General features: G+C 70.5%; 19 protein-coding genes. 5 read left to right on the forward strand and 14 right to left on the reverse strand.

Annotated features, from left to right (window positions below):
- Positions 1–6 precede the first annotated feature (6 nt).
- Positions 7–1,104 (reverse strand): tRNA 2-thiouridine(34) synthase MnmA, encoded by a 1,098-nt coding sequence (gene mnmA, locus AC3ANN_RS09380; protein WP_488340701.1) that lies wholly within the window; start codon positions 1,102–1,104, stop codon positions 7–9.
- A gap of 9 nt (positions 1,105–1,113) precedes the next feature.
- Positions 1,114–2,298 (reverse strand): cysteine desulfurase family protein, encoded by a 1,185-nt coding sequence (locus AC3ANN_RS09385; RefSeq protein ID WP_488340702.1) that lies wholly within the window; start codon positions 2,296–2,298, stop codon positions 1,114–1,116.
- Positions 2,299–2,402: 104 nt separating this feature from the next.
- On the opposite strand from AC3ANN_RS09385, the gene glgX reads away from it, so the two are divergent.
- Genes glgX through glgB form a run of 3 tightly spaced genes read left to right on the forward strand, consistent with a single transcriptional unit; the run spans position 2,403 to position 8,807 of the window.
- Positions 2,403–4,490 carry a glycogen debranching protein GlgX gene (glgX, locus tag AC3ANN_RS09390; RefSeq protein ID WP_488340703.1) on the forward strand — a complete coding sequence of 696 codons (2,088 nt, stop codon included), beginning with the start codon at positions 2,403–2,405 and terminating at the stop codon, positions 4,488–4,490.
- Between the two features lie 58 nt (positions 4,491–4,548).
- Positions 4,549–6,633, forward strand: coding sequence for a maltotransferase domain-containing protein (locus tag AC3ANN_RS09395; protein ID WP_488340704.1), 2,085 nt, complete (start codon positions 4,549–4,551; stop codon positions 6,631–6,633).
- Positions 6,630–8,807 carry a 1,4-alpha-glucan branching protein GlgB gene (gene glgB, locus AC3ANN_RS09400; RefSeq protein ID WP_488340705.1) on the forward strand — a complete coding sequence of 726 codons (2,178 nt, stop codon included), beginning with the start codon at positions 6,630–6,632 and terminating at the stop codon, positions 8,805–8,807. The genes AC3ANN_RS09395 and glgB overlap by 4 nt, the downstream gene beginning before the upstream one ends.
- A 25-nt stretch (positions 8,808–8,832) precedes the next feature.
- Here the strand turns inward: glgB and AC3ANN_RS09405 are convergent, their stop codons facing one another.
- On the reverse strand, positions 8,833–9,774 hold the full coding sequence (locus AC3ANN_RS09405) for a tetratricopeptide repeat protein (RefSeq protein ID WP_488340706.1): 942 nt from the start codon (positions 9,772–9,774) through the stop codon (positions 8,833–8,835).
- The gene (locus AC3ANN_RS09410) at positions 9,771–11,636 is read right to left on the reverse strand and encodes a DUF8094 domain-containing protein (RefSeq protein WP_488340707.1); all 1,866 of its coding nucleotides are present in this window, start codon (positions 11,634–11,636) and stop codon (positions 9,771–9,773) included. Before AC3ANN_RS09410 ends, AC3ANN_RS09405 begins: the two co-directional genes overlap by 4 nt.
- A gap of 177 nt (positions 11,637–11,813) precedes the next feature.
- Between AC3ANN_RS09410 and AC3ANN_RS09415 the strand changes: the two genes are divergently transcribed.
- On the forward strand, positions 11,814–12,887 hold the full coding sequence (locus AC3ANN_RS09415) for an AI-2E family transporter (RefSeq protein ID WP_488340708.1): 1,074 nt from the start codon (positions 11,814–11,816) through the stop codon (positions 12,885–12,887).
- Position 12,888: 1 nt separating this feature from the next.
- On the opposite strand, the gene AC3ANN_RS09420 is transcribed toward AC3ANN_RS09415, so the two are convergent.
- From AC3ANN_RS09420 to rpsB, 9 genes are all read right to left on the reverse strand, one after another.
- A complete protein-coding gene (locus AC3ANN_RS09420; RefSeq protein ID WP_488340709.1) occupies positions 12,889–13,617 on the reverse strand; it encodes an alpha/beta hydrolase in 729 nt (242 codons plus the stop codon).
- 1 nt (position 13,618) lies between these two features.
- A complete protein-coding gene (locus tag AC3ANN_RS09425; protein WP_488340710.1) occupies positions 13,619–13,903 on the reverse strand; it encodes a hypothetical protein in 285 nt (94 codons plus the stop codon).
- 3 nt (positions 13,904–13,906) lie between these two features.
- Complete coding sequence (locus AC3ANN_RS09430) at positions 13,907–14,656, reverse strand: aggregation-promoting factor C-terminal-like domain-containing protein (protein ID WP_488340711.1); 750 nt, start codon at positions 14,654–14,656, stop codon at positions 13,907–13,909.
- Positions 14,657–14,713: 57 nt separating this feature from the next.
- The gene (locus tag AC3ANN_RS09435; RefSeq protein WP_488340712.1) at positions 14,714–15,277 is read right to left on the reverse strand and encodes a DivIVA domain-containing protein; all 564 of its coding nucleotides are present in this window, start codon (positions 15,275–15,277) and stop codon (positions 14,714–14,716) included.
- On the reverse strand, positions 15,274–16,320 hold the full coding sequence (locus AC3ANN_RS09440) for a phosphatidate cytidylyltransferase (RefSeq protein ID WP_488340713.1): 1,047 nt from the start codon (positions 16,318–16,320) through the stop codon (positions 15,274–15,276). Before AC3ANN_RS09440 ends, AC3ANN_RS09435 begins: the two co-directional genes overlap by 4 nt.
- 9 nt (positions 16,321–16,329) lie before the next feature.
- A complete protein-coding gene (gene frr / locus AC3ANN_RS09445) occupies positions 16,330–16,884 on the reverse strand; it encodes a ribosome recycling factor (protein ID WP_488340714.1) in 555 nt (184 codons plus the stop codon).
- Positions 16,885–16,935: 51 nt separating this feature from the next.
- Positions 16,936–17,655: a UMP kinase gene (gene pyrH, locus AC3ANN_RS09450; RefSeq protein ID WP_488340715.1), complete on the reverse strand. Its 720-nt coding sequence runs from the start codon at positions 17,653–17,655 to the stop codon at positions 16,936–16,938.
- 82 nt (positions 17,656–17,737) lie between these two features.
- Positions 17,738–18,565: a translation elongation factor Ts gene (tsf, locus tag AC3ANN_RS09455; protein WP_488340716.1), complete on the reverse strand. Its 828-nt coding sequence runs from the start codon at positions 18,563–18,565 to the stop codon at positions 17,738–17,740.
- Positions 18,566–18,657: 92 nt separating this feature from the next.
- Positions 18,658–19,659 (reverse strand): 30S ribosomal protein S2, encoded by a 1,002-nt coding sequence (gene rpsB / locus AC3ANN_RS09460; protein ID WP_488340717.1) that lies wholly within the window; start codon positions 19,657–19,659, stop codon positions 18,658–18,660.
- 299 nt (positions 19,660–19,958) lie between these two features.
- Here rpsB and AC3ANN_RS09465 point away from each other — a divergent pair, with 299 nt between their 5' ends.
- Entirely contained in the window at positions 19,959–20,513 is a 555-nt protein-coding gene (locus tag AC3ANN_RS09465) for a murein hydrolase activator EnvC family protein (RefSeq protein ID WP_488340718.1), read from the forward strand.
- A 6-nt stretch (positions 20,514–20,519) separates the two neighbouring features.
- On the opposite strand, the gene AC3ANN_RS09470 is transcribed toward AC3ANN_RS09465, so the two are convergent.
- A complete protein-coding gene (locus AC3ANN_RS09470; RefSeq protein ID WP_488340719.1) occupies positions 20,520–21,425 on the reverse strand; it encodes a tyrosine recombinase XerC in 906 nt (301 codons plus the stop codon).
- Between the last annotated feature and the right edge of the window lie 2 nt (positions 21,426–21,427).

The following is a 21,427-nucleotide window of genomic DNA, read 5'->3' on the forward strand; positions in this document are numbered from 1 at the left end:
GAGCGATCAGGCGCCGACCGGCACCGCCGACACCGTGCGGTCGATCGTGAACTGGCCGACCACTCGCGTGCCGTCGTAGAGCACGGCGGTCTGGCCGGGCGCGACGCCGTCGAACGGCGTCTCGGGCACCACCGCGAGCACCCCGTCCGCGAGTTCGGCGCGGGCCGGCACCGGGTCGGCGTGGGCGCGGATCTGCACGTGGCAGGCGAACTGCGTCGCGTCGGGCGCGCGCCCGGCCCACGAGTACCGCTCCCCCGCGATCTCGGCCGTCGCGAGCGCCTCCTTGGGGCCGACGACGACGGTGTTCGAGACCGGCCGCACCTCGAGCACGAAGCGGGGCTTCCCGTCGGCGGCGGGGACGCCCAGCTGGAGGCCGCGCCGCTGGCCGACCGTGAACGCGTGGGCTCCCTCGTGCGAGCCGACGACGGCGCCGGTGCGGTCCACGATCTCACCGCGCTCGGCGCCGACCTTGTCGGCCAGCCAGCCGCGCGTGTCCCCGTCCGGGATGAAGCAGATGTCGTGGCTGTCGGGCTTGTGGGCGACGGTGAGCCCGCGGGCCTCGGCCTCGGCGCGGACGACGGCCTTGGACGGCGTCGAGCCAAGCGGGAAGTAGGTGTGAGCGAGCTGCTCGGCGTTGAGCACCCCGAGGACATAGGACTGGTCCTTGGCCGCATCCGACGCGCGGTGCAGCTCCCGTCCTTCGGGCCCGTCGACGAGCATCGCGTAATGGCCGGTGCACACGGCGTCGAATCCCAGCTCGATGGCGCGCTCGAGAAGCGCCGCGAACTTGATCTTCTCGTTGCAGCGCATGCACGGATTCGGCGTGCGCCCGGCGCGGTACTCGGCGACGAAGTCGTCGATCACGTCGTCGCGGAAGCGCTCCGAGAAGTCCCACACGTAGAAGGGGATGCCGAGGCGGTCGGCCGCGCGGCGCGCATCCATGGCGTCCTCGATCGTGCAGCAGCCGCGGCTGCCGGTGCGCAGGGTGCCGCCGGCGCGGGAGAGCGCGAGGTGCACGCCGACGACGTCGTGTCCGGCGTCGACCGCGCGCGCCGCAGCCACGGCGGAGTCGACGCCACCGCTCATGGCCGCAAGGATACGCATGGGTCCAGTCTACGAACCGACGGCTGAGCGGGCGCCGGACGCCGCTCGCGCCCGTTCGACGACGCCCGGAAGCACCGAGAGCACCGCGTCGACGTCGGTCTCGCCGGTGGTGCGACCCAGCGTGAAGCGCAGCACCTGGCGGGCCTCGGCATCCGTCCGCCCCATGGCGAGCACGACGTGAGACGGCTCGGGCACGCCCGCCTGGCACGCCGACCCCGTCGACACCGCCACGCCCTCACGATCGAGCAGGAAGAGCAGCGTCTCGCCCCATGCTCCGGGGAAGAGCACATGCGCGTTGCCCGGCACGCGGACGACGGGGTCGCCCAGCAGCTCGGCACCGGGGACCGACTCGAGGATGCCGCGCACGAGGCGGTTGCGCAGCGTTGAGAGCCGTGCCGCCTCCGTCTCGCGCTCGGCCGCCGCGAGCTCGGCGGCGACGGCGAAGGCGGCCGCCCCCGCGACGTCCTGCGTGCCCGCGCGAAGGCGCCGCTGCTGACCTCCGCCGTGAATGAGGGCCGAGAGCTGGGCCTCGCGTGCGACCGCGAGCGCGCCCACGCCCGCCGGTCCCCCGATCTTGTGCGCCGAGACGCTCAGGGCGACCAGTCCCGCGCGCCCGTGCGCCTCGCCGCGCCAGCCGCGGAAAGACACCGGCACATGCCCGAACGCCGCTACGGCGTCCAGGTGGAGCGGAACCTTGGCATCCGAAGCCACGGCCGCCAGGGCAGCCGCGTCGTTCAGCGTGCCGACCTCGTTGCTCGCGACGAGCGCCGTCGCCAGCGCCGCTCCCTGAAGGGCGGCGGCGAAGGCGTCGACACCGATCCGGCCGACGTCGTCAAGACCCGCTGCGCGCACGTGCGCGCCCTGCTCCGCGAGCCACGCGACGGCATCGAGCGTCGCGTGGTGCTCGCCGTCCGGCAGGACGACGGCGTCGGCATCCGTCGCCCGGCCCCACCACAGTCCCTTGACGGCGAGGTTGACCGCCTCGGTCCCGCCCGAGGTGAACACCACCTCGATCGGGTCGCAGTCGAGGGTCGCGGCGAGGTGCTCGCGGGCATCCTCCAGCACACGTCGCGCCTGCTGACCCGGCCCGTGGATGGACGAGGCGTTCCCGACGCTCTCGGCCGCCTCCAGCCACGCGTCCCGCGCCTCCGGGCGCAGCGGCGTCGTCGCCGCGTGATCGAGATACACCGTCACCCCGACCTCCCTCGCACACGTACCGCTGATGCGCCCGGGTTCCGGGATCTCCGGAACCGAGTCCCGTAACGCCCGTGACTCACGCCATGGTTATGGTAGTCCGCATGTCCCGTCCGGAGTCCCACACCGCGACCCTCCTCGCCGCCGGCCTGCTCCGCCCCGAGCTCGACCGTCTCGGGGTCGTGCTCGGCGACCACGGCGCGACGCTGCGGGTGTGGTCGTCCGCCGCGGACTCGGTCGAGCTCGTCGTGTTCGACGACACCGACCTGGACTGGATCACCGACACGGTGCCGCTGTCCGACGTGGGCGGAGGGGTGTGGGAGCTCGAGACCCCGCTGCTGCGGCCGGGCACCCGGTATGCCATCCGGGTCGACGGACCGCACGGGCCGGGCAACACGTTCAACCGCGGCACGCTCCTCGTCGAGCCGTACACGCGCGGTCTGGTGCGCAGCGGGTACGACGGCTGGCGGTCGGTCGTCGTGGACGGCTCGTTCGACTGGGGCGGCGTCAGCAAGCCCGCTGTCCCGATGGACCGGACCGTGCTGTACGAGGGCCATCTCAAGGGCCTCTCGAAGCGGCATCCCGACGTTCCCGGCGCGCTGCGCGGCACGTACGCCGGGCTCGCGCACCCGGCGATGGTGCAGCACTTCCTCGACCTCGGCGTCACCAGCATCGAGTTGCTGCCGATCCACGCGTTCACGACCGAGCCCCGCCTGCTGCAGCACGGGCTCGCCAACTACTGGGGCTACAACAGCGTCAACTTCTTCACCCCGCACGCCGCGTACGCCACGGAAGAGGCACAGCGACAAGGCCCCGAGGCGGTGCTGCGCGAGTTCAAGGGCATGGTGCGGCTGCTGCACGAGGCGGGGCTCGAGGTCATCCTCGACGTCGTCTACAACCACACCTCCGAAGAAGGCATCGGCGGCCCGCGGTCGAGCCTGCGCGGTATCGACAACCGCGCCTACTACCGCCAGGACGACGACGGCGTCTACATCGACGTCACGGGCTGCGGCAACTCGGTGAACACGGCGACGGATGCCGCGGCCCGCCTCGTGCTCGACTCGCTGCGCTACTGGGCCGAGGAGGTGCAGATCGACGGCTTCCGGTTCGATCTCGCGGCGACACTCGGCCGCGACGCGAATCACACCTTCACGCCCGACCACCCGCTGCTGCGCGCGATCGTCGAGGATCCGGCGCTCGCCGGGGTCAAGAAGATCGCCGAGCCGTGGGACGTCGGCATGGGCGGATGGCAGACCGGCAACTTCGGCGAGGGCTGGACGGAGTGGAACGACCGCTACCGCGACCGGGTCCGCAACTTCTGGCTGAGCGACGTGGACTACGCACGCCGCGCCTCGACATCGCCGGTCGGCATCGGCGGCTTCGCGACGCGCCTCGCGGGGTCCGCGAACACGTTCAGCGCCGAGCGAGGGCCGCTCGCCGGCATCAACTTCATCACGGCCCACGACGGGTTCACGCTGCACGACCTGGTCAGCTACGAGGTCAAGCACAATCTCGGCAACGGCGAGCACAACCGCGACGGCGCCGACACCAACCGCTCGTTCAACCACGGCGCCGAAGGCCCCACCGACGATGAGGGGATCCTGGCGACGCGGCGCAAGGCCATGCGGAACCTGCTGGGCACCCTGATCCTGTCGGCCGGAGTGCCGATGCTCGCAGCCGGCGACGAGTTCGCCCGCTCGCAGCGCGGCAACAACAACGCCTACTGCCACGACTCGCCGCTCACGTGGCTGTCGTGGGAGCACGCACCCTGGCAGCTCGACCTGTACGCGCACGTGCGCCGCCTGCTGGCGCTGCGCCGCGAGAACCCGGCGCTGCGCCCCAGCCGCTTCGCGCGTCTCGGCGAACACACGCCCTCGGCATCCGTCATGGAATGGTACGACGAGCACGGCGAGACGATGTCGATCGAACGATGGAACGACGCGGCGCACCGCACCCTCCAGTACGTCGCCGCCTCGACCCCCGAGATCGAGGAGTTCAATCGGGTCCTTCTCGTGATCCACGGCACGGAGCGGCCCGCCGAGGTGACACTGCCGGAGGTCGAGGGCGTCACCCGCTTCGTGTCGCTCTGGTCGAGCGAGGACGAGACCCCGCGCACCGGCAGCGACAGCCACGCTCCGGGCGACGTCGTCCGCCTCTCGGGGACGGCGATGCATCTGTTCCGCGCCGAATGAGCCGGAGCCGCCCGTGGCGTCGCTGTCGCCCTGCGCGGCGTCGCGATAGGTTCGAGACGTGGTGACGACGACGCGCTCGACGCGCTCCCGCCCGTGGCGAAGCGCCTCGGCCATCCCTGTCCGAGCGGCCGGGCCCTGGCAGCCCGAACGCAACACCGTCACGCCGCGGCTGCCGCTCGCGAAGCCCTCCCCGAGCGTGCCGTGGGGCCAGTACCGTCCGAAGGCGTTCGAAGGAGAGGTCGTCCCGTTCCGCGTGACGGCGTTCCGCGAGGGTCACGATCGCATCGGCGTGCAGCTGCGCCTCTTTTCTCCGTCCGGCGACGAGTCGCTGCACCGCCTCGCGGCGCTCGACGACGGGTTCGACCGTTGGCGGACCGAGGTCGCCCTTCTCGAGCAGGGCGTGTGGCGCTTCCGATTCGAGTCGTTCGCGGACGACTTCGCGACGTGGGAGCACGCGGCATCGCTCAAGATCGCGGCGGGGGTGGATGCCGCGCTCATGCGCGAGCTCGGAGCGACGCTGTTCGATCGGGCCGGCGCCGAGAAGTCCCGTCCGACCGGTCAGCGGCGCGCCCTGGCCGACGCGGCTCAGCGGCTGCGCGACGCCGCCGTCGACGACGTCGAGGCGCTCGCGACGGTTGAGGACCCGGCGATCGCCGGGTACTTCCGCGAACGGCCGCTGATGTCGCTGGTCACGACCGGGCCGGATCTCGAGCTGCTGGTCGAGCGTGAGCGCGCGGGCGTCGGGGCGTGGTACGAGTTCTTCCCCCGCTCCGAAGGCGCGAAGCGCCTTAAGGACGGCACGGTCAAGAGCGGCACGTTCCGCACCGCCCTGAAGCGCCTGCCGGGTGTCGCGGCGATGGGCTTCGACGTGCTCTACCTCCCGCCGATCCATCCCATCGGCACACAGAACCGCAAGGGACGCAACAACACGCTCGACCCGCAGCCGAGCGACCCGGGGTCGCCGTGGGCGATCGGCTCCGCCGCGGGCGGGCACGACACGGTGCACCCCGACCTGGGCACGCTCTCCGACTTCCGCGCCTTCGTCCGCGCCGCGCGCGACGAGGGGATCGAGGTGGCGCTCGACCTCGCGCTGCAGGCCGCACCCGACCACCCGTGGGTCGCCGCGCACCCGGAGTGGTTCACGACGCTCCCCGACGGGTCGATCGCCTACGCCGAGAACCCGCCCAAGAAGTACCAGGACATCTACCCGGTCAACTTCGACAACGACCCCGACGGGATCCGGGCCGAGGTGCTGCGCGTCGTGCGGCACTGGATCGCCCAGGGCGTCAGGATCTTCCGCGTCGACAACCCGCACACCAAGCCCCTCCAGTTCTGGGAGTGGCTGATCCGCGAGGTGAACGCGACCGATCCGGACGTCGTGTTCCTCGCCGAGGCCTTCACGCGGCCGGCCCCGCTGCAGTCGCTCGCGGCGGCCGGGTTCCAGCAGAGCTACACGTACTTCACGTGGCGCAACACCAAGGCCGAGTTGGAGGAGTTCCTGTCGGGACTCGCGCACGACACGGCGGACTTCCTGCGACCGAATCTCTTCGTGAACACGCCCGACATCCTGACGGAGTACCTGCAGTTCGGGGGGCGACCGGCATATCGCATCCGCGCGGCGATCGCGGCGACCGCGGCGCCGACCTACGGTGTGTACGCGGGCTACGAACTCTACGAGAACGTCGCGCGTCCGGGGTCGGAAGAGAACATCGACAACGAGAAGTACGAGTACAAGCTGCGCGACTGGGCCCGCGCCGAAGAGCACGGCGACTCGCTCGCGCCCTACCTCGCCCGGCTGAACGAGATCCGCCGCGCACACCCGGCGCTGCGTCAGCTGCGCAACCTCTCGATCCACTGGAGCGACGACGACGCGATCCTCGTGTACTCGAAGCACCTCGACGCCGCGCTGTCACCCGACGGTCGGGCCGACACCATCATCGTGGTGGTGAACACCGACCCGCATTCGGTGCGGCAGACCATGGTGCATCTCGACACACGCGTGTGGGGCGTTGAGCCCGGTGAGCCGTACGAGGTCGAGGATCTCGCCACCGGTTCCCGTTGGACATGGTCCGATCACAACTTCGTGATGCTCGACGCGTTCACCGAGCCGGTGCACATCCTGCACGTGAAGGAGCAGCCATGACGGACGCAGACCAGGTGCTCGACGCCGTCGCGACGGGCTCTCACCACGACCCGCACGCCGTGCTCGGCATCCACCCCGGCAGCGACGGCGAGGGCGCGACCGTCTGGACCGTCCGGGCTCGCCGGCCTCTCGCACGCAGCGTCACCGCCGTCTTCGACGACGGCACACGCGTGCCGCTGGAGCATGTGCGCTCCGGGATCTGGGAGGGCACGCGCGCCGGGGCGCTGCGCGCGTACCAGCTCGTCGCGACCTACCCCGAAGGCCCCGACCACGTCGCGGATGACCCTTACCGCCACACGCCGACGGTCGGCGAGCTCGATCTCCACCTCATCGGCGAAGGCCGCCACGAGGAGCTGTGGCGCGTGCTCGGGGCGCACGTGCGCGAGCACGGCGGGACGCCCGGCACCGCGTTCGCGGTGTGGGCGCCGAACGCGCGCGCGGTGCGCGTCGTCGGCGACTTCAACGACTGGGACGGCCAGTCGCACGCGATGCGCTCGATGGGCGGAAGCGGCGTGTGGGAGCTGTTCGTGCCGGGAGTGGGCGCCGGTACGACGTACAAGTTCGAACTGCTCAGCCGTCGTGGCGAATGGGTGCTCAAGGCGGACCCGATGGCGCGGTTCGCCGAGGTCCCGCCGGCGACGGCGTCGGTCGTCGTGGAGTCCTCGTACACCTGGCGGGACGCGGCCTGGATGGCCGAGCGCTCCCGCTCGACCCCCGTCTCGCGCCCGATGTCGGTGTACGAGCTTCACCTCGGCTCGTGGCGGCAGGGCCTGAGCTATCGCGAGGCCGCTGAACCGCTCGTCGAGTACGTCACCGCCCAGGGGTTCACGCACGTCGAGTTCCTTCCGCTCGCCGAGCACCCCTTCGGCGGATCATGGGGCTACCAGGTCACCGGCTACTACGCCCCGACGAGCCGCTTCGGGCACCCCGACGACCTGCGATACCTCATCGACCGGCTGCATCAGGCCGGCATCGGCGTGATCATGGACTGGGTCCCGGGACACTTCCCGAAGGACGCCTTCGCCCTGGCCAGGTTCGACGGCGAGCCGCTCTACGAGCACGGCGACCCGCGACGCGGCGAGCATCGCGACTGGGGGACGTACATCTTCGACTACGGCCGAAGCGAAGTGAGGAACTTCCTCGTCGCGAACGCGCTCTACTGGTTCGAGGAGTTCCACGTGGACGGCCTGCGCGTGGATGCGGTCGCCTCGATGCTCTACCTCGACTACTCGCGCGAGGACGGAGAGTGGGCGCCGAACATCCACGGCGGCCGCGAGAACCTGGAGGCGATCCACTTCCTGCAGGAGGTCAACGCGACCGCCTACAAGCGCTACCCGGGCATCGCGATGATCGCCGAGGAGTCGACCAGCTTCCCCGGCGTGACCGCCCCCACGAACCATGCCGGGCTCGGCTTCGGGTTCAAGTGGAACATGGGCTGGATGAACGACTCGCTGCAGTACATCAAGCGCGACCCCTTGTACCGCTCCCACCATGAGGGCGAGCTGTCGTTCTCGTTCGTGTACGCCTTCAGCGAGAACTACGTGCTGCCGATCAGCCACGACGAGGTCGTGCACGGCAAGGGCAGCCTCTTCTCCCGCATGCCCGGCGACCACTGGCAGAAGCTCGCAAACATGCGGGCCTTCCTCGCGTACATGTGGGGTCACCCCGGCAAGCAGCTGCTGTTCATGGGCCAGGAGTTCGGCCAGCTCTCGGAATGGTCCGAGGCGCGCTCCCTCGACTGGTGGCTGCTCGATCAGCCCGCCCACGCGCAGCTCCACGGGTTCGTCGCATCGCTCAACCGTGTGTACCGCGAGCATTCCGCATTGTGGGCGCGAGACACCGACGGTGCGGCGTTCACGCGCCTGGGCGCACCATCGTGGAACCCGAACGTCGTGGCGTTCGTGCGGCGGGACTGGCACGGCAACGCCGTCGTCGTCGTCGCGAACTTCTCGGGCTCACCGATCATCGCGTACGAGCTGGACCTCCCCGAGCGCGGCGTATGGCACGAGATCCTCAACAGCGACGCGCTCGAGTACGGCGGTTCGGGCGTCGGCAACATGGGCGTGGTCCACGCGGGCGACGGCGGGCGTGCGTCGGTCGTGCTGCCGCCGCTGGGAGTGCTGTGGCTGCGCCACGATCCCGAGGCCCACATCCCGTCGCCCACGCGAGGCTGAGCGGACGCGCCTCAGCGGAGCCGCGTCAGAACAGCAGCGAAGCGAGACGACCGCGCGCCGCGATGACACGCGGATCGGCGTCGCCCACGAGCGCGAAGAGCTCGAGCAGCCGCTCGCGCACCGGCGCGCGCTCGTCCGTCGGAAGCTGGGCGAACAGATCGAGCAGGCGCCCGAACGCGTCTTCGACATGACCGCCGGCGAGGTCCAGGTCCGCCACCGTGAACTGAGCAGCGACATCCGAGGGCGCGGCCGCAGCCGCCGCGCGGGCCTCCTGCAGATCCACGCCTTGCACGCGGTCGAGCAGGCGGACCTGCCCGAGGCCGGCCTTGGCCTCGGCATCGCGCGGGTTCTCGGCGAGAGCCTTCTCGTACGCCGCGATCGCGCGTGCGTAATCGCCGGACTCGATCGCCTCGAAGGCCTCCGCGTGCAGCGGCGGCAGGGGCGGCTCGGCCGGGGGCTCGGGTGCGGCCTCCCCGTCTACCGCGGCTGAGCCGGTCACGCCGTTCTGCGCCGCCAGCTGCAGCAGCTGGGCGAAGACCTCGCGCACCTGCTGTTCGGGGACCGCGCCGGTGAACAGCGGCACCGGCTGGCCGCCGACGAGCGCCACCACCATCGGGATCGACTGGGCGCGGAAGGCCTGCGACAGCTGCGGGTTGGCGTCGACATCGACCTTGGCGAGCACGAGGCGTCCGCCGAGCTCGGTCACCACGCGCTCCAGCACCGGGCTGAGCTGCTTGCACGGTCCGCACCACTCGGCCCACAGGTCGACGACCACAGGAACGGTGCGCGACAGCTCGAGCACCTGCGCGAACGTCTCGTCGGTCACGTCCATCACGAGGGACGGCACGGCGACGCCGGAACCGGCATCCGGCGCCTCCGTCCCGGGCGCAGGGGCGGCCGGACGATTGCGCAGCGTGGACAGATCGACCGCGCCGCGCAGGGCGGCACCGAGAGTCGGATCGCTCACTTGATCACCTTCGCGTCGAGGATGTCGGAGGAGTAGGCGAGCAACCGGATCTTCTCGCTCGACCCCGGGCCGGGGACGTAGAAGAACACCTGGTCGCTGAAGGTCGTGACGAAGCCGGTCGCCGACTGGTCGGCCCCGGACAGCGTCTTCACGGTGGGGCTCTTATCGAGCTTGATGACGGCGTCGGGGTTGGTCGGCTTGACGGTGTCGAGCTCGTGGATGTTCACCGCGACGATCGCGCCGCTCTCGACCGTCTGCAAAGCGAAGGGCGGTTCCGTTCCCGGAGTCGAGGAGAACTCGAGGCTGCCCGTCGTGGCACCCGTCACATTGAAGTCATCGAGCCGTCGCTGGCGGTCGGCGACGATGCTCGCACGCAGTTGATCGGTCTCGGCGTCGAACAGCGCGGCGAACTCGCTCTGGTCGCCGTTGTTGATGACGTCGCTGTAGGCTGCCGCGACCTGGTCGGGCGGCAGCAGGAGGAACGGCGAGTCCGGCTCGACCTGCGGTGCGCCGATGTAGGCCGGCGCGAGCGCCGGCAGCGACGTGGACGCCTCGAGGCTCCCGATGTACGACAGCTTGTAGTCCGACCAGACATCGTGCTGGGTCATCACCATGATGCTCGACGTCTTCGACGCGTCGTCGTCGGCGACCGCGATGACCGACCTCGGCCAGCCGTCCCGCGCTTCGGGGAGGATGATCTCGAGCGGCTTCGCCACGATCGGCGCCGGCACCTGGTAATCGGCGATCGCCGCACGCAGCTTGTAGTTCGTGTCGCGCGCCGCCAGCGCAGCGCCCTCGAGTCGCGTCTCGGCCAGGTCGCCGTCGAGCGCGGCGTCAGCCTGGGCGACCGTCTCGGCGATGCGGGACAGGATGCGCTCTGCCTGAGCCTTCGTCACGGCGGGTGCGTGCTGCCCCTCCGGAGCGATGACGGTCTCGGTCGGCGTCGGAGTCGGCGTCGAGCCGAGCTGTGGCCAGGCGTCGGCGGAGCACCCGGCGAACAGCAGCGCCGACACGGCGACCGCGGGCACCACCGCGAACGCGCGGCGCCCGGTGGTCACGGCACGGCGCGTCGGTGCACCGGAGCTGATGACCCCCTTGCCGGGATCGTCGATCGCGATGTCGATGGGCTCGGTCACAGGCACCGGCAGGCCCTTGCGACGGGGACCGCGCGAGCGCCGAGCATGACGGATGCCGAGGATGTACAGGAACACGCCCACGGCCATCAGGATGCCGCCGCCGACGACCAGCGGGCCGGCCCACGGCGTCGACGTCTGCAGCGGCCACGTCACGCTGACGGTCTCGGGGGCGGGCGCCGTCCCGTCAGCCGCCACGAGCACGCTCATCTCGTCGGGAAGCTGGAGGGGTGCGATGAGGATGTCGCTCTGCTGGAACTCGTCGAGCCACAGGTCGGAGCCCACGGGGCTGCGACCGGGCTCGGCCAGGGGATCGGCGCCCGCCTCGGGTGCGGCATCCGTCACACCTTCGGTCGGCGCCACGACGCTGCCATCGGGAGCGACCTCGCCCTCGACGGGGTCCGCGACCTCGGGCTCGACCAGTGTCGTCTCGACGGTGCTCCCGTCCAGCGTCACGTGGTTGTACTCGGAGTCCGCGAGCCACGCCTGCATGTCGGCGGTACGGCCGTACGACGCGAAGATCTCACCCTCGCCCTGCGCACGCAGGGTCTGGGTGCCGGGGAGCTGATTGAGCACCGCGCCGTCGATGAGGAGGAACGGTGCCTCTTCCTCGACGGAGATCGCGGCGGTCTCGGTCTTGGGTCCCTGGAAGATCGTCCGCTGGGCCAAGCCCGCACCGATCATCACGGTGGCCAGCACGAATGCCGCCACGGCCCACACGAAACGCACGAATTTCACCTTTCCCGGGGCGTGCAGGCAGCACGCGCCCTTCGATTCGACATTTCAGACTAGCGAACACGACCTGAAAGGGGCCCGGGAGGGACCATTCCCGGGGCTGAACGCCGATCATGACTATTCTGACGGAGCACGCACACACCGGCAGCGCGCCGGTGGGAGAGGGATGTCGTGAAGCTGCACAATCCGTTCCGCACGGCTCTGCTGGCAACCCTGGGCGTGGGTCTGGGCCTTCTCCTCATCGGCAGCATCCAGAACCTGCAGACGATCCTGCTCTACGTCGGCACCGCACTCTTCCTCTCGCTCGGCCTCGATCCGATCGTGGCGTGGCTCGAGCGTCGCAAGCTTCCCCGCTGGGCGGCCGTGCTGGTGACGATCCTCGCCGTGCTCGCGGCCTTCGCCGGCATCGTGCTGATGATCGTGCCGATCATCGTGCAGCAGATCGGGCAGCTCGTCGCGGCGATCCAGGAGCTGTACGACGACGGGATGTTCGCCGACCCCGTCGGCGACATCCAGGCGTGGCTCCACACCGTCTTCCCCGCGCTGAACGTCGACCAGGCGTGGACGTACATCGAGGACTGGTACAACTCGCTCGACGTCGGCCAGATCGGCGGCGAGATCGGCGGCAGCATCATCGCCATCATCGGCGCCATCGTCGCCGGATTCGCGGGCGCGTTCATCGTGCTGATCCTCACGATCTACTTCACGGCCTCGACGCCGAGCCTCAAGCGCGCGGTGTACCAGCTCGTCCCCGCGTCCAAGCGCGCGCGCTTCATGGACCTCGGCGAGCAGATCACCGACTCGGTCGGGTACTACGTCATCGGGCAGGTCAGCCTCGGCGTCATCAACGGCGTGCTGAGCGCGATCTTCCTCTCCATCATCGACGCGCCGTTCCCCGCGGTGCTCGCGGTGATCGCGTTCTTCTTCTCGCTCATCCCGCTCGTGGGTACCCTCACCGGATCGACGATCATCGTGCTGACGTGCCTCATCCCGGGGCTCGGCTCCCCCACGACGGCCCTCATCGCCGCCATCTACTACCTGATCTACATGCAGATCGAGGCGTACATCATCTCGCCCCGCATCATGGGGCGCGCCGTATCGGTGCCCGGCGCCGTGGTCGTGATCGCGGCGCTCGCGGGCGGCTCGCTGCTCGGGCTGCTGGGCGCGCTCGTCGCGATCCCGGTGGCCGCGAGCATCCTCATCATCTACCGCCAGGTCGTCATCCCGCGGCAGAACGAGAGATAGGTCACGCCTCGGCGACCACGGGACCTTCCCACTCGGTCGCCAGCGGCAGCGCGTCGGGGTTGACGGCCGCGACGATCTCGGTGAGGACGCGGCGCGTCTGGTTCTCGCCCACCCAGAGGTGCTTGCCACCCTCGACCGGAATGAGCACGGCCTCCGGCACGCTCGCGAAGCGCTCGGCCGCGGCATCCGGTCGCAGGTAGTCGTCGAACTCCGGCACCAGCACGATCAGGCGACGAGGGTCCCCTGCCCACGCCGCGACCTCGGCTTCGGTCGCGCGATGCAGCGGCGGTGACAGCAGCACGGCTCCCTCGACAGGATGATCGCGCCCGTACTTCAGCGCGAGCTCGGTGCCGAACGACCAGCCGACGAGCCACGGGCGCGGCAGGCCGCGTTCCCGCACGAGATCCATCGCGGCTGCGACGTCGAACGCCTCCGCACGCCCTCCGTCGAACGCGCCCTCACTGGTCCCCCGGGGTGATGTCGTCCCCCGGGTGTTGAAACGAAGCACGGCGAGGTCTGCCAGCGCCGGCAGCCGGCCTGCCGCCTTGCGGATGATGTGCGAGTCCATGAAGCCGCCGGCGGTGGGGAGCGGATGCAGCGTGACCAGCGTCGCCACCGGGTCTCGCGTCTCGGGCAGGGCCAGCTCGCCCACCAGCGTCAGCCCGTCGAGCGTCGAGAGCTCCACGTCCTCCCGGCGCGCCGGCAGCAGCATCGGTCCGCGGATCTCCATGTCAGGCCACCTTCCAGCAGTGCTCATGCCAATGGCGGCGGGCGGCCAGGTCGGCGGCATCTCCGAGCACGCCGTCCGCTCGCCACGCCACGAGGTGCGCGACGCCGGCCTCGATCTGGTTGCCGCACCCGGGGCAGACGTAGCTCTTCACGGCCTGGGCTCCCGACACCGGCTGCACCGTCCACGCGACGCCCCGGCGCACCTCGGTGCGCTTCCAGCCCGCCAGGAGGCGCTCGAACGAGTCGTCGCCGCGTGGATCAGGACGGCGGCGGTGGGACCGCGGCATGGCTCAGTACCAGCCGACTCGCTGCGAGTGATCCCAGGCACCGCACGGCGTGCCGTAGCGACCCCCGATGTAGCCGAGGCCCCACGTGATCTGGGTCGCGGGATTGGTCTCCCAGTCGGCGCCGGCCGTGGCCATCTTCGACCCCGGGAGCGACTGCGGGATGCCGTACGCACCGCTCGACGCGTTGTACGCGTTCACACGCCAGCCGGACTCCTTGTTCCACAGCGCCACGAGGCACGCGAACTGGTCGTCGCCCCAGCCGCGAGCGAGCACCATGTCGTACGCGATCGCCTGGGCGGACCCCGGATCCGGCGTCACGAACGGCGGACGCCAACCCCCGCTCTTGGAACCCGTCGCCTCGGGTTGCACGGTGGGCGTGGGCTTCGGCTTGACGAACACCGAATAGCTGCCGCGCCCCAGATCGTCAGCCTCGACGGGACCGGCGGCAGGGTCGCCGGCGATCGACTGCACGTCGCCGAGCGAACTGGCGTACAACGAGACGGCCACGGGTTCGTCGGCGCTCGCCTGCGTCATCGCGAGCCCGGCCGGCCCGATGTAGGCCGCTGCGAAGCCGACCGCGGCGAACGCCGCGAAGACCCCCATCACTCCGCGCCGCCGCGACCAGCGCGGCGCGCGCTGAGCGGGACGAACAGCCGTGGCGGTACGGGCCGGAGAGCTGCCGGGTGCCGGTCGAGTCGACACGTCCTGACGGCGCGAACGCCGTGTCGGGGTCAGCTCGGTTCCGGAAGTCACAGTGCCCCGATTCTAGCCATGCCCCCGCGTCGCTTCCATCCGACAGCCCAGTGCCCGTCACTTGACGGCGAGCATGATCTCCACGACGGCGTCCAGCACCGCATCCACCTGCGCCTCGCGGTAGCCGCCGCGCTGCATGCGGAACGCGACCGCACGCACCTGTTCGACGGTGAGCGCGTCACCGGTCTCGAGGTAGCGCGACACCTTGTCGGACACCAGGTCGACCTCGTCGACCCGGTACCCGTAGCGCAGCGCCGACACACGGTCGAACCGCTGCTTGCGCGGCCGTGAGAGCCGGTCGAGCACCTCCTGCGCCATCTCGCGGGTATGCCCCACCCAGGCCTGCACACCGACCTGCGCCACCGCCGTGCTGCGCTCACGCGCCGCGAAGGCGTCTTCGATGCGTCCGAGCGCGGCGTCGACCGACGCGATCGAATAGCCGTGCTTGACGAGCGGGAACGCGGCCTGACGGATGTCGGCCGACGTCATCGCCGAGTCGCCGGTCTCGAACGCGGTACGGGCGCGGGCGAGCAGGTCGTCGACCGCCGCCTTGTCGTAGCCCTTCTCGCGACCGCGCGTCTCAGGGAAGGATGCACGGGGTGCGGCTTCGGATGCCGTCATGATGCCACCAAGGGTGTGAAGAGGTAGTAGAAGGTCAGCGCTGCGACGGTGGACGGCAGGATCGAGTCGAGCCGGTCCAGCACACCGCCGTGGCCGGGCAGCCACGAGCTCATGTCCTTGATGCCGAGATCGCGCTTGATCATCGATTCTCCCAGGTCTCCGGCCGTGGCCGTGGCGAGGATCCCGATGCCGAGCACCCCGCCCATCCACCAGTCGAGCCCGAGCATGAACATCCCCACGAGGACTCCGGCGAGCACGGCGGCGATCGCGGCGCCCGCGAACCCCTCCCACGTCTTGTTCGGGCTGATGCGCGGAGCCATCCGATGTCGGCCGAAGCTGATCCCGGCGACATAGGCGCCCGTGTCGACGGCGACCGCGACGATGATGAATGCGAGCACCCACCACTCGCCGCCGTCTCGGCTGAGCAGGACGATGCACAGGCTCGCCAGGAAGACGACGTAGAGCTGGAGGAAGGCCGCGATCAGCACATCGCCGAGCACGAGACCGTACGTGCGGCCATCGCCCGAGGCCATCTGCGCGACCAGGCGCCAGACCACGACGATCGCCAGCGCGACGAAGAGCACGACCCACAGCATCCACGTGGTCACGAAGTACGCGGCCACCAGGACGATCGCCCCGGCCACCAGCTGCGGGACGACGTCGACCCTGCGGCCCGCCGTCGCGAGGGCGCGCGCGAACTCGAAGACCGCGAGCAGCACGGCCGCGAGGGCGAACACGAGGAACGCCCACTTCACGAAGATGAGCGATCCCACCAGCACCGCGCCGATCGCAAGGGCGATCAGGATCGCGAGGATGAGGTTGCGGCCGGTGCGCGCCTTGATGCGCTCGTTCGCCTCGTCGAACTCGGCACGCGCGTGGGCGACCTGATTCTCGAACTCGCTCCGCGCGGCGCGCAGGTGCGATTGGAAGGCCGGCGAGGAATCCACCGGTTCCCAGTCGCGACGGTGGGCGCTGCGGCGCGACGACGGCACGCCTCCGTCCTCGCCGTCGGGCCCCGGTCCGCCGGATGCGTCGTCGGTCATCGCCTGACCTCAGACCTCGAGGAGCTCGGCCTCTTTGCGCTTGAGCGCCTCGTCGATGGCGTCGACGTGCGCGCGCGTGAGAGCCTCGAGCTCCTTCTCGGCGCGGGCGAGCTCGTCCTCCCCGACCTCGCCCTTGAGCGCGTCGATGTCGTCCTTGGACTTGCGACGGATGCCGCGCACGTGCACCTTCGCGTCCTCGCCCTTGCCGCGCACCAGCTTGACGTACTCCTTGCGACGCTCCTCGGTGAGCTCGGGCATCGTCACGCGGACGATGCTGCCGTCGTTCGTCGGGTTCGCGCCGAGGTTCGGCAGGTCGCGGATCGCCTGTTCGATCGCCTTCAGCGCCGACTTGTCATACGGCGTGACGATGAGCGTGCGAGCCTCGGGGTTGTTGATCGACGCGAGCTGCGCGAGCGGCGTCGGGGTGCCGTAGTAGTCGACGAGGATCTTCTGGAACAGCTGCGGGTTCGCCCGCCCGGTGCGCACGGTCGCGAAGTCCTCCTTCGCAGCCTCGACGGCGCGGTCCATGCGCGCTCCGGCATCGGCCAAGACGTCCGCGATCACAGTGTCTCCTTCGCGTAGATGGGCGTGGCAAGTCTACTGGGGGCGATGCCCTCAGGCTGTGACGAGCGTGCCGATGGATTCGCCGAGGAGGGCTCTGGTCACATTGCCTGCCGGCTCCATGCCGAACACCCGCATGTCCATCCTGTTGTCCATGCACAGGCTGAACGCCGTCGAGTCGACCACCTTGAGACCGCGCTGCAGCGCGTCGAGGTACGTGATGCGATCGATGCGGGTGGCCGAGGCATCCTTCTTCGGATCCGCCGTGTACACCCCGTCGACGCCGTTCTTGGCGACCAGGACCTCCTGCGCGTCGATCTCGAGGGCGCGCTGCGCGGCCACCGTGTCGGTCGAGAAATAGGGCAGGCCGGCGCCCGCGCCGAAGATGACGACGCGGCCCTTCTCCATGTGACGCTCGGCACGCCGCGGGATGTACGGCTCCGCGACCTGGGTCATCGAGATCGCCGACTGCACGCGGGTCGCGGCTCCGGCCTGTTCGAGGAAGTCCTGCAGGGCGAGCGCGTTCATGACGGTGCCCAGCATGCCCATGTAGTCCGCGCGTCCGCGGTCCATGCCGCGCTGGCTCAGCTCGGCGCCGCGGAAGAAGTTGCCCCCGCCGACCACCACCGCGATCTCCACCCGGTCGACTGCGGCCGCGATCTCGCGCGCGATCTGGCCGACCACATCGGGGTTGACCCCCAGCTGTCCCCCGCCGAACGCCTCGCCCGACAGCTTCAGGAGGACGCGGCGGCGTCCGGTGTTCTCATTGATCACGACGATCCTCTCGTTGACGACAAACTACCGAAGGGCATGAGAAAAGGCCCGCACCGTGAGTGGTGCGGGCCTTCCCGTGGTGTTACGCGCCGACCTTGAAGCGGGCGAAGCCCGTCAGGGTCAGGCCCGCGTCCTTGGCGACCTGCGCGACGGACAGCTTGTTGTCCTTGGCGTAGTCCTGGTCGAGCAGGGCCACCTGCTTGAAGAACGCGTTGACGCGGCCCTCGACGATCTTGGGGAGTGCAGCCTCCGGCTTGCCCTCGTTGCGCGAGATCTCGGTGACGATCTCGCGCTCCTTCTCGACCTCGGCCTCGGGGACCTCGTCGCGCGAGAGGTAGGTCGGGTTGGCGAACGAGATGTGCTGCGCGAGGCTGCGGGCCGTCTCGGCGTCGTCGCCCGAGTAGGCGAGGACGACGCCGACCTGCGGCGGCAGGTCCTTGCTGGTCTTGTGCAGGTAGATCTCGAAGCTGTCGCCCGAGAGTGTGCGCACGCGACGGAGCTCGACCTTCTCGCCGATGATCGCGGCCTCGTCCGAGATGAGCTCGGCGACCGTCTGGTCGCCTGCGGGCGCGGCGAGCGCAGCCTCGGCGGAGTCCGCGCCGGCCGCGGCGGCCGCGTCGAGCACCTTGTCGGCCAGGGCGATGAAGCGCTCGTTCTTGGCGACGAAGTCGGTCTCGGTGTTCAGCTCGATGAGCGTGACCTTGCCGTCGTGCTCCTTGGCGGCGACCAGGCCCTCGCTCGTGGAGCGGTCGGCGCGCTTGGCGTTGCCCTTCGCGCCCTTCAGGCGCAGGATCTCGACGGCCTTCTCGAGGTCGCCGTCGGCCTCCTCGAGCGCCTTCTTCGTGTCGACCATGCCCGTGCCGAGCTGCTCACGCAGTGTCTTGATGTCGGCGATCGTGAAGTTTGCCATGAGTGGCGGCTCCTTGATTGTGATGAGTTCTGGGATGCCTCGACGGGGCCGCGTCGCGACCCCGTCGAGGCGTTGCTGTGGAGGAGACCCGATTACTTGTCGGCGTCCGACGCCTCGGCGGCGTCGGTGACGCCCTCGTCGGCGACGGCGACCTCAGCGGCGTCCGCCGCGGCCTCTGCGTCGACGGCGGAAGCCTCGGCCTCGGCCTCGGCGACCGCGGTCGCCGTCTCGCCCGCGGCGTCGGCGATCGCCTCGTCGTGCGCGGCGGCACCGGCGGCGTCGGCCTCGGTCGCGGTGGCGGCCTGCGAGACCGCGGCGTCACCGGTGGTCGCGGCGCCCTGCTCGAGCAGCTCACGCTCCCAGTCGGCCAGGGGCTCGGCGTCGGCGGCCTCGTCGGTCGGCTGGTGACGCTGGATGAGGCCCTCGGCGGCGGCGTCGGCGATGATGCGGGTGAGCAGGCTCACCGAGCGGATCGCGTCGTCGTTGCCGGGGATCGGGTACTGGAACTCGTCGGGGTCGGCGTTGGTGTCGAGGATGCCGATCACCGGGATGCCGAGCTTCGAGGCCTCGTCGATCGCGAGGTGCTCGCGCTTGGCGTCGACCACCCAGATCGCCGACGGCGTCTTCTGGAGGTTGCGGATGCCGCCGAGCGACTTGTGGAGCTTGTCGAGCTCGCGCTTCTTGAGCAGGAGCTCCTTCTTGGTGAAGCCGCTCGCCGCCGGGTCGTCGAAGTTGAGCTCCTCGAGCTCCTTCATGCGCGCGAGGCGCTTGGACACCGTCGAGAAGTTAGTGAGCAGGCCGCCGAGCCAGCGCTGGTTGACGTAGGGCTGGCCGACGCGCGTCGCCTGCTCGGCGATGACTTCCTGGGCCTGCTTCTTGGTGCCGACGAAGAGGACGGTGCCGCCGTGCGCGACGGTCTCCTTGACGAACTCGTACGCCTTGTCGATGTACGTCAGCGACTGCTGCAGGTCGATGATGTGGATGCCGCTGCGCTCCGTGAGGATGAAGCGCTTGACCTTCGGGTTCCACCGACGGGTCTGGTGTCCGAAGTGGACGCCGCTGTCGAGCAGCTGGCGAATGGTGACGACGGCCATGGCCGTTCTCCTGTTCCGGCGCGTGCGCGCCTGTTCCGGTTGTTCCTGCCGGCGGGTTGCCGGCGAGCCTGGTGCCCGGCGCACGCCCGCCTCTCGTGCGAAGCCGGACGAGAGGACCGATGGGAGTGGATGCCGCGCTGCGACTGCAGCGCTATGGGCACGCGGAGTCACCCCGACCAGCGGGGTGCAGGGTCCAGTGTATCAGCCGCGCCTCCTCCCCCGCGCCTCGCGGAGCGGGGTTGTCCACGGATCCACGGGCGGCGCCGTCCGCGCGCGCGGGGCTGGACGAACCTCGGAGGATGACATACGCGCACGCGGCTCGACGGCGGCGTCGGCGACGAGCGACGGCCTTCGGCGCGATGCTCGCGGCATCCCTCCTGCTGCCAGGCGTCCCGGCGTACGCCGGCGGTGTGCCGATCCCCGCCGTCGCGCAGCCGGACCTCGCCGGCATGGGGTGGGTCTGGCCGGTGCGCGAGTTCCGGATCGAGCGTCCGTTCGTGGCTCCCGCGCACGAATACGGTCCCGGCCACCGCGGCATCGACGTGCGGACTCTCGCGTCGGCGGACGTGAGGGCGCCGGCCGCGGGGATCGTCGCCTTCTCGGGGCAGGTCGCAGGGCGCGGCATCCTCACCATCGATCACGGCGGCGGGCTCGTGACGACTCTCGAGCCGATCGAGTCCCCGCTGATCGCGGGCGAGGCCGTCGAGAGGGGTGCGACCGTCGGGACCGTCGCACGGGGCGGGCATGCCGTGCCCGGAGCGCTGCATTTCGGCGTTCGGCTGGATGGCGAGTACGTCAACCCGATGCTGCTCCTGGGCGGCGTCCCCCGCGCGATCCTGCTCCCCTGCTGCTGAGTCGTCTCACGCCCGGGGATGCGCGAGGCGGTAGGCGGCCGCAAGTCTCTCGCTCGAGATGTGCGTGTAGATCTGCGTCGTACCGAGGCTCGCGTGACCGAGGATCTCCTGCACGGCGCGAAGGTCTGCGCCGCCGTCGAGCAGGTGCGTCGCCGCCGAGTGGCGGAGGGCATGAGGTCCGACGGTTCCGCCCAGCTCGGGACCGAGTTCCCGCGAAACCAGGTCGTACACCGCGCGCGTGCCGATGCGGGCACCGCGCGCACCGAGGAAGACCGCGCGCCCCGGGCCGTTCCCTGGCGCACGGGCGGCGAGCACGGGGCGTCCGCGGACGAGGTATGCGTCGATCGCCCGCAGCGCCGGACTTCCGAAGGGAATCACGCGCTCCTTGGACCCCTTGCCCGTCACACGGGCGGTGCGTCGGTCGCGATCGAGGTCGTCGAGGTCGAGACCGCAGAGCTCCGACACGCGGACGGCCGCGCCGTAGAGCAGCTCGAGGATCGCGTGGTCGCGCAGCGCGATCGGCTCACCCTCGGCCGCCGCGGTCTCCAGCCGGGCCAGCACGGAGGCGAGCGCGTCGGCGGTGGCCACCTGCGGAAGAGTGCGGCCGCGCTTGGGCGCGACCAGGCGCAGGCTCGGGTCGGCGGCCACGAGCCCGCTCTCCACCGCCCACGCGAAGAACCCTCGCACCGCGGCGGTGCGGCGTGCGATCGTCGCCCGGCTGTCGCCGCGCTGCACGGCCTGCCACAGCCAGTCGCGCAGGTGCTCGAGGTCGATCTCCTCGAGGTCGGCTCCCCCGCATGCGACCGAAAGCCCGGCCAGGTCGGATCGGTAGGCGCGCACTGTCGCCGGCGACAGTCGCCGGACGTCGGCCAAGTGCCCCGCATAGGCGGCGGCCGCGTCGTCGATCCTCATCG

The organism is Microbacterium sp. STRO-2N, from assembly GCF_057747775.1.

Coding starts and splice junctions, on each gene's coding strand:
- mnmA (WP_488340701.1), bottom strand. CDS start 1,104: ATGCGTATCCTTGCGGCCATGAGCGGTGGCGTCGACTCCGCCGTGGCT.
- glgX (WP_488340703.1), top strand. CDS start 2,403: ATGTCCCGTCCGGAGTCCCACACCGCGACCCTCCTCGCCGCCGGCCTG.
- glgB (WP_488340705.1), top strand. CDS start 6,630: ATGACGGACGCAGACCAGGTGCTCGACGCCGTCGCGACGGGCTCTCAC.
- AC3ANN_RS09420 (WP_488340709.1), bottom strand. CDS start 13,617: ATGGAGATCCGCGGACCGATGCTGCTGCCGGCGCGCCGGGAGGACGTG.
- AC3ANN_RS09425 (WP_488340710.1), bottom strand. CDS start 13,903: ATGCCGCGGTCCCACCGCCGCCGTCCTGATCCACGCGGCGACGACTCG.
- AC3ANN_RS09435 (WP_488340712.1), bottom strand. CDS start 15,277: ATGACGGCATCCGAAGCCGCACCCCGTGCATCCTTCCCTGAGACGCGC.
- AC3ANN_RS09440 (WP_488340713.1), bottom strand. CDS start 16,320: ATGACCGACGACGCATCCGGCGGACCGGGGCCCGACGGCGAGGACGGA.
- tsf (WP_488340716.1), bottom strand. CDS start 18,565: ATGGCAAACTTCACGATCGCCGACATCAAGACACTGCGTGAGCAGCTC.
- rpsB (WP_488340717.1), bottom strand. CDS start 19,659: ATGGCCGTCGTCACCATTCGCCAGCTGCTCGACAGCGGCGTCCACTTC.
- AC3ANN_RS09465 (WP_488340718.1), top strand. CDS start 19,959: ATGACATACGCGCACGCGGCTCGACGGCGGCGTCGGCGACGAGCGACG.
- AC3ANN_RS09470 (WP_488340719.1), bottom strand. CDS start 21,425: ATGAGGATCGACGACGCGGCCGCCGCCTATGCGGGGCACTTGGCCGAC.